We start from the raw sequence: 11,519 nt of genomic DNA, 5'->3' as shown, positions 1-11,519 counted from the left end.
TAGCTCTTCCTCACTACCTACAGATCCAAAAAGAAGAAATTACATACTTTTGCAACTTACCTGCAAGTTAACTTTTAGCTCTTTCCTCACTACCTACAGATCCAAAAAGAAGAAATTACATACTTTTGCAACTTACCTACAAGTTAACTTTTAGCTCTTTCCTCACTACCTACAGATCTAAAAAGAAAATAAACTACGTGTAATTCATTAACAACCTCTAAGCCCAAAATGGAACGTACTTCATGTACCTTGGGGCTGTATCAGGATCTAAAGGTTTTATTACCTCTACTTCCACAGCATCTCTAATAATCCTAGAAGCAATCGAGTTGTTTTTATCTGCTAACCCGAACCTCTGACGTAAAGTAGCATTTGTCATATGTTCTCTAGTCACATACTTCAAGCTAGCATGCAGATAACACGCATGAATTTTTTCTTTGCGTTCCATTTTTGCAAAAGGTTTATATGCAAACAACGTCACTCTAGTATGAGAATCAGTGACCTCAATAAGGGGTGCAGGTAACTGATATAACTCCGTTAAAGATACAACTTTATCAATACCACTCCCCCTTTCTTCACAAATCCCTACACGCCTTAGAAAAGAAGCCAACGTTTCATTTCTTGACCGAGGTGGACTATCTAAGAAACGCTCCTTCTTTACAAGAGGTATCCCTGGATTGGTTATCTCCATTCTATCCGAAAAGACTTCTATTGTAGGGCCAGTACCACTTAAAGAAAAGTCTTGATGTATAATAGCATTAGCTACCAACTCGCGTACAGCAAGTTCAGGGTACATAGGAACTTCTTTACGGAGAGCTTTACCTATTACTTCATTCCTAGGTAATAGATTGTCAATAAATCCTATTAAACCTTCGAATCCAGAAGCATAGCCTTTGACTCCTTCTTGTTCTCTTTGTGTCTCAATTCTATCTTTCCCTTTATAAATAATAACCCTAACCGATTTCCTTTTTAAATTAGTAAACTTCGAAAGATTTTTTGCGAATAACGCTGCACCTAAATTGGTAATGTGCCATCCCCCTGACTCAGTCCGAACAATCATTTGATCTTCCATCAACTGTTCTAAAATGTACTTCCGATTTTCCGGCAAAGGAATGTCAAGCAACTCAAAATAAGAAGGATAATCCAAGTAAGATAAAACTAGTTCTTCCGGTACGTTGTCACAGGCTATCATTTCTTCAAAAGGACGTTGACCAAAGATACGCCAAAGTTCTCTTTCTTTCTCTGGAAAGTCTTTTAAACTTTTTTTATAAGAGCCGATCCTAATATATTCGGATCCATCAAATCGAACGGGCGTATTCATGGCTCTTTCAATTTCTAATATAACAATTCTTTTATCGTCAACCTTTAGCTCATGAAATACAAAATTAATTCGAGGATTTAATAGCCTTAAAAGCCAGCTTTCTAGTTCTTCATTACCTTTTTTAATCTCACTTGGCTTAAAGTCTGTACCTACAATATTATGCGTATCATCTTCTATTCCCCAAACCATATATGCATGATTTTTCCCGAATAAAGCAGCAGTATTACTAAGAGCGGATATATATTGACCAATAGTGTTAAGGTCATTATTGTTATGTTTAAATTCCACCCAACCAGTTTCTTTTGGAAGTGACCTAAGTTCACTTAGTAAGCTTAATAAGTATTCTTCCGATCGCAACAAGACAAATCACCTCTTTTAATTTTTTACTTATAACCATCTACATTACTCATTTATCTAAAAGTATATCAATAAAAAAACAACACAGACATACGATCTGAATTTTAATAAAATTTCGGATTTATTGATATAAATTAGCATATATATTTAGATACTTTTTCAATCAAAAGAAGTATTTACAAACAAAAAGAAAAATTGTGAATCTTGATACGAATTCAATTCACTCTTTCTATCTCCCTAAGAAAAAACCATTTGTTCCTTGATATTATCCCCCTTTTATTTATTGAACAATTTCTGCTCTATAACACCTTCATGTATTCTACAACCATACTAAATAGAAGAAAAGGTCTTTCATCAGTTTATAAAACTGCTGAAAGACCTTTTAAGGTAAAAGAGTATTTCTCTTTAATTCACTTAAAACCCGCTTTATATAATATCAAGACTTTATGATGCTTATTACATCATTCCGCCCATACCGCCCATGCCCATGCCGCCCATGTCAGGCATTGCTGGTGCATTTGGTTCTGGTTTGTCAGCTACTACAGCTTCAGTTGTTAAGAACATAGCTGCAACAGATGCTGCGTTTTGAAGTGCAGAGCGAGTTACTTTAGCTGGATCTACGATACCAGTTTCAAGCATGTTAACCCACTCGCCAGTAGCTGCGTTGAAACCAACGCCTACTTTTTCGCCTTTTAGACGCTCTACAACTACAGATCCTTCTAGACCAGCGTTGATTGCGATTTGACGAACTGGCTCTTCTAGTGCGCGAAGTACGATGTTGATACCTGTTGCTTCGTCGCCTTCAGCTACGATAGAAGCTACTTTCGTGTATACGTTCATAAGTGAAGTACCACCACCTGCAACGATACCTTCTTCTACTGCTGCACGAGTTGAGTTAAGTGCATCTTCAATGCGAAGTTTGCGCTCTTTTAACTCAGTTTCAGTTGCTGCACCTACTTTAATTACTGCTACGCCACCTGCAAGTTTTGCAAGACGCTCTTGTAATTTTTCACGATCGAATTCAGAAGTTGTTTCTTCTAATTGCGCACGGATTTGACCAATGCGAGCTTCGATTTGTTGTGAATTTCCGATACCTTCAACTACAGTTGTGTTTTCTTTCGTTACAACGATTTTACCTGCGCGTCCTAAAGATTCAACTGTAGCAGATTTTAAGTCACGACCTAATTCTTCAGTGATTACTTCGCCACCAGTTAAGATTGCGATATCTTCTAGCATTGCTTTACGACGGTCACCAAATCCAGGAGCTTTAACAGCTACTACGTTGAATGTACCACGAAGTTTGTTCACTACTAATGTAGCTAAAGCTTCGCCTTCTACGTCTTCAGCGATGATAAGAAGTGGTTTACCTTGTTGTACCACTTGCTCTAATACTGGTAAGATTTCTTGGATGTTAGAAATCTTTTTGTCAGTAATTAAGATGTATGGGTTATCAAGAACTGCTTCCATTTTGTCAGAATCAGTAATCATGTAAGGAGATGCATATCCACGATCAAATTGCATACCTTCTACTACGTCTAATTCTGTTGTGAATCCTTTAGACTCTTCTAAAGTAATAACACCGTCGTTACCAACGCGCTCCATTGCTTCAGCGATTAATTGACCTACTTCTTCGTCAGCTGCAGAAATAGCAGCTACTTGTGCAATAGAAGATTTACCTTCGATTGGTTTAGAAATCTCTTTTAATTCTGCAATTGCAGCAGTAACAGCTTTTTCGATACCTTTACGAAGACCCATTGGGTTCGCACCAGCTGTTACGTTTTTAAGACCTTCACGAATCATAGCTTGCGCTAATACAGTTGCAGTTGTTGTTCCGTCACCAGCTACATCATTTGTTTTGCTAGCAACTTCTGCTACTAATTTTGCACCCATGTTTTCGAATGCATCTTCTAATTCGATTTCTTTTGCGATTGTTACACCATCATTTGTAATAAGTGGTGAACCAAATTTTTTCTCAAGTACAACGTTACGACCTTTTGGTCCAAGCGTTACTTTTACTGCGTTTGCAAGAGTGTCGACACCGCGAAGCATCGAACGACGTGCTTCTTCACTAAATTTAATATCTTTTGCCATAATAATTGACCCCCTTGGATTTTTTAAGATTTATATAATTAACCGATAACTGCTAAAATGTCACTTTCACGTAAAATCAAGTAGTCAGTACCTTCGTATTTTACTTCAGTACCTGCATATTTTGAGAAGATGATAAGATCACCTGCTGCTACCTCTAAAGCAACACGCTCACCATTTTCAAGCACTCGACCAGTACCTACTGCAACAACTTTACCCTCTTGTGGTTTTTCTTTTGCAGTGTCTGGTAATACAATACCACTTGCTGTTTTTTCTTCTGCTTGAACAAGCTCAATTACAACGCGATCACCTAATGGTTTTAGCATGAACAACAACCTCCTCATTTTGTTATGTAAATTTTCTTTATTAGCACTCAAGTCACCCGAGTGCTAACACACTTATAATAATAAATAATCTCAATTTCTTTTGCAAGTAAAAAAATCATAATTTTTTCGCAAATTAAGCTATACACTTTTCTATATAGAGTCTCTCTTCTTCTACCTTTACTATATGAATCGTTGTTTCCACTACTCGTATGTTACAATATGAAAGGACACCCTAAGTTGTTTTCGCTATACACACAACTTTCTCCTGTCTTCTATTATAATTTCAAATACGGATTTACGAAAAAAACATAATTTACGCGAGGTTTATATCGTAGGTAGCATATTTACATGTTATCCTACCTTATCTCATACACTAGAGTTAGAAAGGATGGTTAAACCATTTGAAAAAACAATATTGGTGGGTTATCGTTACATACATTTTAATGCAGTTATCATCCATTGCTGGATTACCACTTCTCCTAAAAACTGGACTTTATGATAACAGGGGCTTTACTAGAGAAGAGAAGTTCCAACTCATAACTGGACACTGGGCAATCATTAGCTTCTTTATTGCATTATGTATCGTACTTTGGTTACTTAGAACAGATATTCGCGACAGACGTTTAGATACAACGCGTTCTTCTATTCCAGCTACGATTGGTTGGATTTTTATCGGCTTCTTCTTAGCATTTTTCTCGCAAAGTATTGCCGGCATGATAGAAATGCGTTTATTAGGAATTAAACCTGGATCAGAAAATACAGCGAGACTTATGGATATCGCTAGAACGACACCTTGGTTCCTTATCGTCATCTCTATAATAGGACCTATCTTGGAAGAAATCGTATTTAGAAAAATTTTATTTGGTACACTTTATAAGAAGTTTAACTTCTTTATTGCTGCTATCATTAGTTCTCTCGTATTCGCAGCAATTCATTTTGATTTCACTCACTTATTGGTATACACTTCTATGGGGCTCGTATTCGCCTTTTTATATGTAAAAACGAAGCGTATTATCGTCCCTATCGCAGCTCATGTTGCTATGAATACATTAGTTGCAGTTGCTCAAGTTTTAATGAGCAATGAACAAATTCAAGAAATGATTAAAGAAGCTGAAAAAATGCAAGGCTTTATCGGAGGATTTTTAGTATGAGAAACTCACCATTGTTCATGGCTGCATTGTACTTTCTTCTAGGATGTATCTTCACACGCTTCGCCATTACGAACGTAACAGATACAATCTGGAATATGTGGACAATACTATTTGCAGTTATGGCAACAATTGATTTTAATTTGGCACTTCGCCTTATCTTAGTTAAATTCACAAAGAAAAAACAATAATAAAACGCAGAGGTCGCTTCCTCTGCGTTTTATTGTGGATAATTCTTTAAAAAGTAAACAAGTGTTTGTAACTCTACTGCTAAATCAATATGATGAATTCTTATATTGTCTGACACATTTAAGCGCGCTGGTGTAAAATTTAAAATACCATGCACGTTCGTTTCTGCCAATCTATCTGCTACAGGTTGTGCTACTGTAGCGGGTACTGTTAATATTGCCACTTGTATATCAGTTGATAAACGTTCTTCTAGTTCATCTAAATGATATACAGGAATGCCCCCGATTTCTGTTCCGACTTTCTCTTCACTAACGTCAAACGCCATTTCAATTTTTGTATTATTGTTTTTCGTGAAATTATAATGTAAGAAAGCGGTCCCTAAATTACCTACTCCAATAAGTGCTACACGTGTTATATCATCTTGGTCGAGTGTTTCACGGAAAAATGATAATAGATAATTTACGTTATATCCATAACCTTTTTTCCCTAACGCTCCAAAATATGAGAAATCTCTTCGAATCGTTGCGGAATCAACTTTTACCGCCTCGCTCAATTCTGCTGATGAAACACGTTGCTTACCAGAAAGAGATAAGTTTTGGATAAATCGATAGTATAGAGGCAATCGTTTGGCAGTGGCCTGTGGAATTTTTTGCTGATCCATATAACCTCTCCTCTCTTCCTATCTTTATTCATATACTTGAATCAAATACAGAAGTTTAGCACTCATGAATTTCCCTGTATAATAAAGAGAAGAAGTATTCTCTCTTTATTTTAAACTATACACTATTTTTAGTATGATTGAGAAATATAAACATGGCAAAGTTAAGAAATTATTTGAGGTGAAAACATTGATTTTATTACAAGTAAACGCGCTTTCGAAATTATACGGTGCAGAAACGATTCTTGCAAACATAAAATTGGAAGTTCAAACGAAAGATCGTATCGCATTAGTCGGACGAAATGGAGCCGGAAAATCTACATTATTAAAAATAATAGCTGGTGAGCTATCTCATGATGGTGGCGAAATTATAAAACCGAAAGATGTCTCAATCGGGTACTTAGCTCAAAATACCGGCTTAGAAACGTCTTTAACAATTTGGGATGAAATGTTAACCGTCTTTACACACTTGCAGCAAATGGAGACAAAACTTCGAAGGCTAGAGCAAGAGATGGGAAAAGAAGAAAACTTTTCAAACGAGGCTATATACGAAAGATTATTAGCTGATTATGACCAATTACAATTAGATTATAAAGATCAAGGTGGCTATCAGTACGAAGCAGATATCCGCTCGATTTTAAGTGGTCTTGGCTTCCCAGTTGAAACGCACCAGACGACGATTTCCACATTAAGCGGTGGACAAAAGACACGATTAGCTCTCGGTAAATTATTATTAACGAAACCAGACCTACTTATTTTAGACGAGCCTACAAACCATTTAGACATCGAAACATTAACATGGCTTGAACAATATTTACAAGGCTATCCTGGCGCAATACTAATCGTTTCCCATGACCGTTATTTCTTAGATAAACTCGTTACACAAGTATATGAAATTTCGAATAAAGAAAGCAGACGATTTGTTGGTAACTACAGTAAATATTTAGACTTAAAATCAGCGCTATACGAGCAAGAAATGAAACGTTATGAAAAACAACAAGATGAAATCGCTAAGCTTGAGGACTTCGTTCAAAAAAATATAGCGCGTGCATCTACGACAAAACGTGCCCAAAGCCGTCGTAAACAATTAGACCGAATGGAATTATTAACAAGACCACTAGGTGATTCTAAGTCAGCTTCCTTCCACTTCGATATCGAAAAACAAAGTGGAAATGATGTTTTACAAGTAAAGGATGCAACGATCGGCTATGATGAGGATCCGATTATTGAACATGTAACGATGCGCTTAACTCGCGGGGATAGCGTTGCTTTAGTTGGGCCAAATGGAATCGGGAAATCCACATTATTAAAATCACTTGTGAATAAGTTACCACTATTACATGGTGATGTTTCTTTCGGATCCAATGTATCTGTTGGTTATTATGATCAAGAACAAGCAAACTTAACATCTTCTAAGCGGGTTTTAAATGAGTTATGGGATGAATATCCCTTGCAGCCTGAAAAAGAAATTCGCACGATATTAGGTAACTTCTTATTCACCGGGGATGATGTACTAAAACCAGTATCTTCTCTTAGTGGTGGACAAAAAGCTCGATTAGCTCTTGCAAAACTTATGATGCAAAAATCGAATTTATTAATTCTTGATGAACCTACGAACCATCTTGATTTAAATAGTAAAGAGATTTTGGAGAATGCTTTAATTGATTATCCAGGCACCCTTCTATTTGTCTCACATGACCGCTACTTTATTAATCGTGTAACGACGACCGTTGTTGAGTTATCAACAGAAGGTGCACAAGAATATTTAGGGGACTACGATTACTACGTTGAAAAGAAAAATGAAATGATTGAACGCGCAGCATTTGAACAACAAGAACAGCAAGAAAGCCAAGCACCTGTTCAAAAAACTGTAGCTCAAGAAAAATTAAATTATCTCGAAGAAAAAGAGCGTAAACAATTAGAACGTCAACGCACTCGAAAAATTGAGGAGCTAGAACAAAATATTGTAGAATTTGAAGAAGAAATTGCTACGTTAGAAGATCAACTTTGCTTACCAGAAATATATGCAGATTATGAAAAAGCTAGTGAAATTACAACGAAAAAGCAAACACTACAAGAACAACTTGATGCATGTATGGCAGAATGGGAAGAATTACATTTATAAGAGTATGAATAAGAAGGGTGTCTCATAAGTCGAGATTTTTGACTATGCGACATCCTTTTTGTCTTCTAGTTGGGATGAACGTCATATTGTATAAACAATTCGACACTACATATCGATTTACCGACAAAGTTTGACATTCCTATCATAAGAGCGTATTTCAAAATGTTTTTTAGAGATATCTTCTTGCTGTTTATTTCCCGAAAAAGAATACATGTAAAGGTCAGACTTCATCTGATTTATCCACAAGTTTATACACATATCCACCTTTGTAAAATAAACTCAAAAATAACTTTTCCACATTATCCACAATTAACAAAAAAGTTATCAACATTTTATATACACAATAAAACCCACATTATCAACAGATAATATGGGTTTTATCCACAAGCTGTGGTTAATTTTGTGTATAACTATGCTTCAATATCTAATCCTGGATTTGCATTTAAAGCTAATGTAGCACGTTTTCCTTGTTCATATGCAATTGTACCTGCCGCCGCAATCATTGCTGCATTATCTGTGCATAAAGATAACGGAGGAATAATTAGCTCAATATTTTCTTTTTGTGCAAATTCTTCTTCTAAACGTGCACGAAGTCCTTTATTAGCAGCTACTCCACCAGCTAGAAGCAGTTGCTTTACGTTATACGCTTCTGCTGCACGGGATGCTTTCGTTACAAGCACATCTATTACACTCGCTTGGAAACTTGCTGCTAAATCTTCCGGTGCAATTTCTATCCCGCGTTGTTTTGCGTTATGCACAGTGTTGATAACTGCTGATTTCAATCCACTAAAACTGAAATCATACGAATCAGGTTCTAGCCATGCACGAGGCAAATCGATTGTTGGTTCTCCTTCATGTGCAAGGCGATCAATATGAGGCCCACCTGGATATGGCATAGATAACGTACGAGCTACTTTATCATATGCCTCTCCAGCTGCATCATCTCTCGTTTCACCAATCACTTCGAATGAACCATGTTCTTTCATATAAACAAGCTCTGTATGCCCACCAGATACAACAAGTGATAGTAGTGGAAATTGAACTTCTTTTACTAAACGATTCGCATAAATATGACCAGCGATATGATGAACACCCACTAGAGGAATATCATGTGCAAAAGCTACTGCTTTCGCTGCATTTACCCCTATTAAAAGCGCTCCTACTAAACCGGGTCCTTCCGTTACAGCAATTGCATCAATATCATCAAATGTAATATTTGCTTCTTTTAAAGCCTCTTCTAACACAACTGTAATTTCTTCTACATGATGACGGGATGCAATCTCTGGTACAACTCCGCCAAAACGTTTATGACTTTCAATTTGCGATGCAACGACATTTGCAATAATTTCCGTTCCATTTTTAACAACTGCTACCGCTGTTTCATCACAACTTGTTTCAATACCAAGTATAATCGTATTTTTTTCCATTATATATTCACCCACATTACGAGACCATCTTCCTGATTGTCTGCATAGTATCGTTTACGAATTCCACCATTTTGAAATCCGTATTTTCTGTATAACTGTTTTGCTACTTCATTTGATACACGTACTTCAAGTGTCATCGTTTTTACCCCTAAATCTTTCGCTTCGGAAATAACTTCTTTCAATAAAGCATCCCCGAGCTTTTGACCTCTGTATTCTGGCAAAATAGCTATATTTGTTATATGTGATTCATCAATAATTATCCACAATCCACAATACCCAATTACACGACCATCTTTTTCTAGCACAACATAATGTGCATGTTCATTCGTCGTTAACTCACGGTGAAAGGCATCTGCAGTCCAAGGAGTTGAAAAAGACGCTTCTTCAATAGCTACAATTTGAGCGATATCATCGAGTTCCATCTTTCTAAATATCATATCCATCTTCTGCAAACCCCTACTTGTTTTGACTTTCTAACCACTTTGTTTCGGCTTCAGCTAAACGAAGATAACTAGGAACAAATGAATGTACATCTTGTTCTTCTTTTTGCAATCCTAAGAACGCTAACTCACTTGGTCTTGGGTTATTTTTAGTGAAAGGAGCAAATACAGCTTGATCGCCTAAATGTTCTATTATTGTTTCTTTGTGCAGTTTAACATCGTTACCAATAAATAAAACCTGCTTGCCTTTATCTTTTAACATTTGCAACCAGTCTACAATAAGGATGATTCGGTCTTCTTCTATAGAAGTGACATTCTCTCCCTCATATGTATATAACCCAGTATAAATTTGTCCACGTCTTCCATCGAATAAAGGACAGATTAATCCATCAAAATTAGCTCCGTTTGCAGCTACTACTTCTAAACTTGATACACCTACAATCGGTATTTGAAGTGACCAAGCTAATGTTTTGGCAGCTGTCACACCTATGCGAACACCTGTATATGATCCAGGTCCAGCAGCTACAACGATTTTAGTTAATTCTTTCGGTTTTACACCGCATTCTTTTAACAGTTGTTCTACAGCTGGCATAAGACGTACAGAATGGTTTTTTGTTAAGTTTGTAATGATTTCCCCAATTACGTTTCCTTCTTTAATAAGGGATACACCCATTACGTAATTTGAAGTATCAATTGCTAGTACTTTCATCTTGTAATAGCTCCTCACATAATCTAATATATCGATCTCCAATTGGCTCGAGTACAATTTTTCTTGTATCATCTCCAGCATGGAATAAACTAATTTGTAACTTCTCATTTGGTAAAAATGCTTCTATTAAATGAGCCCATTCTACTACGGTAATTCCTTCACCGTAGAAATACTCATCAAAACCTAAGTCCTCTTCACTTTCTGCTAAGCGATACACGTCCATATGATATAACGGCAATCTCCCTTTATATTCTTTAATAATATTAAAGGTAGGACTATTTACAACTCTTTTCACTCCAAGACCTTTTGCTAGTCCTTTTGTAAAAGTTGTCTTACCAGCCCCTAGATCTCCTTCTAAAATAATTACATCTTGTGCTCCGACAAGTCCACCTAGTTTTTCTGATAATCTTTGTGTTTCCTCAGAGGATTTTGTTGTTATTTCATATTTACTCACAGACTTCACCTACTTTACTCACAATGTTCTCTGCTCTTTATTATACAGGTTTTGAATATATAAAAAAGTCCTTAGGAGTTTTCCTAAGGATAGTTTGACTGTCTTTATTAGTTTTTTGTTAAAACAAATAAAAAAATACGAAACAACATGTTTCGTTCTTTTCTTTATATAAAATGGCGGTCCCGACCGGGGTCGAACCGGCGATCTCCTGCGTGACAGGCAGGCATGTTAACCACTACACCACGGGACCATTTGGTTGCGGGGACAGGATTTGAACCTG

At 36.5% G+C, this 11,519-nt stretch carries 11 protein-coding genes and 1 tRNA gene; 3 read left to right on the top strand and 9 right to left on the bottom strand.

The window, feature by feature from the left end; all coding sequences use genetic code 11:
- Positions 1 to 217: 217 nt before the first annotated feature.
- The 3 genes from MR113_RS25310 to groES all read right to left on the bottom strand — a co-directional run bounded on the left by MR113_RS25310 (position 218) and on the right by groES (position 4,089).
- Entirely contained in the window at positions 218 to 1,675 is a 1,458-nt protein-coding gene (locus MR113_RS25310) for an ATP-binding protein (RefSeq protein WP_242257266.1), read from the bottom strand.
- A gap of 456 nt (positions 1,676 to 2,131) precedes the next feature.
- Complete coding sequence (gene groL, locus MR113_RS25305) at positions 2,132 to 3,766, bottom strand: chaperonin GroEL (protein WP_001029985.1); 1,635 nt, start codon at positions 3,764 to 3,766, stop codon at positions 2,132 to 2,134.
- A 38-nt stretch (positions 3,767 to 3,804) separates the two neighbouring features.
- Entirely contained in the window at positions 3,805 to 4,089 is a 285-nt protein-coding gene (gene groES, locus MR113_RS25300; protein ID WP_000917311.1) for a co-chaperone GroES, read from the bottom strand.
- 401 nt (positions 4,090 to 4,490) lie between these two features.
- Between groES and MR113_RS25295 the strand changes: the two genes are divergently transcribed.
- A complete protein-coding gene (locus tag MR113_RS25295) occupies positions 4,491 to 5,240 on the top strand; it encodes a CPBP family intramembrane glutamic endopeptidase (RefSeq protein WP_071722019.1) in 750 nt (249 codons plus the stop codon).
- Positions 5,237 to 5,428: a YdiK family protein gene (locus MR113_RS25290; protein ID WP_001246201.1), complete on the top strand. Its 192-nt coding sequence runs from the start codon at positions 5,237 to 5,239 to the stop codon at positions 5,426 to 5,428. Before MR113_RS25295 ends, MR113_RS25290 begins: the two co-directional genes overlap by 4 nt.
- A 29-nt stretch (positions 5,429 to 5,457) precedes the next feature.
- Here the strand turns inward: MR113_RS25290 and MR113_RS25285 are convergent, their stop codons facing one another.
- Positions 5,458 to 6,087: a redox-sensing transcriptional repressor Rex gene (locus MR113_RS25285; RefSeq protein ID WP_000372702.1), complete on the bottom strand. Its 630-nt coding sequence runs from the start codon at positions 6,085 to 6,087 to the stop codon at positions 5,458 to 5,460.
- A gap of 187 nt (positions 6,088 to 6,274) precedes the next feature.
- Between MR113_RS25285 and MR113_RS25280 the strand changes: the two genes are divergently transcribed.
- Complete coding sequence (locus tag MR113_RS25280) at positions 6,275 to 8,209, top strand: ABC-F family ATP-binding cassette domain-containing protein (protein WP_277929788.1); 1,935 nt, start codon at positions 6,275 to 6,277, stop codon at positions 8,207 to 8,209.
- A 410-nt stretch (positions 8,210 to 8,619) separates the two neighbouring features.
- Here the strand turns inward: MR113_RS25280 and tsaD are convergent, their stop codons facing one another.
- From tsaD to MR113_RS25255, 5 genes are all read right to left on the bottom strand, one after another.
- Positions 8,620 to 9,636, bottom strand: coding sequence for a tRNA (adenosine(37)-N6)-threonylcarbamoyltransferase complex transferase subunit TsaD (gene tsaD / locus MR113_RS25275; protein ID WP_061679605.1), 1,017 nt, complete (start codon positions 9,634 to 9,636; stop codon positions 8,620 to 8,622).
- Positions 9,636 to 10,079 (bottom strand): ribosomal protein S18-alanine N-acetyltransferase, encoded by a 444-nt coding sequence (gene rimI / locus MR113_RS25270; protein WP_000367199.1) that lies wholly within the window; start codon positions 10,077 to 10,079, stop codon positions 9,636 to 9,638. Before rimI ends, tsaD begins: the two co-directional genes overlap by 1 nt.
- A gap of 13 nt (positions 10,080 to 10,092) precedes the next feature.
- The gene (gene tsaB / locus MR113_RS25265) at positions 10,093 to 10,785 is read right to left on the bottom strand and encodes a tRNA (adenosine(37)-N6)-threonylcarbamoyltransferase complex dimerization subunit type 1 TsaB (RefSeq protein ID WP_242257265.1); all 693 of its coding nucleotides are present in this window, start codon (positions 10,783 to 10,785) and stop codon (positions 10,093 to 10,095) included.
- Positions 10,766 to 11,239 (bottom strand): tRNA (adenosine(37)-N6)-threonylcarbamoyltransferase complex ATPase subunit type 1 TsaE, encoded by a 474-nt coding sequence (gene tsaE / locus MR113_RS25260; protein WP_061679603.1) that lies wholly within the window; start codon positions 11,237 to 11,239, stop codon positions 10,766 to 10,768. The genes tsaB and tsaE overlap by 20 nt, the downstream gene beginning before the upstream one ends.
- Before the next feature lie 174 nt (positions 11,240 to 11,413).
- A tRNA-Asp gene (locus tag MR113_RS25255) sits at positions 11,414 to 11,489 on the bottom strand.
- Positions 11,490 to 11,519 lie beyond the last annotated feature (30 nt).

This window comes from Bacillus cereus group sp. BfR-BA-01379 (assembly GCF_022663605.1).
Lineage (GTDB): Bacteria > Bacillota > Bacilli > Bacillales > Bacillaceae_G > Bacillus_A > Bacillus_A mobilis.
This window is presented reverse-complemented; position numbering and strand designations above follow the sequence as displayed.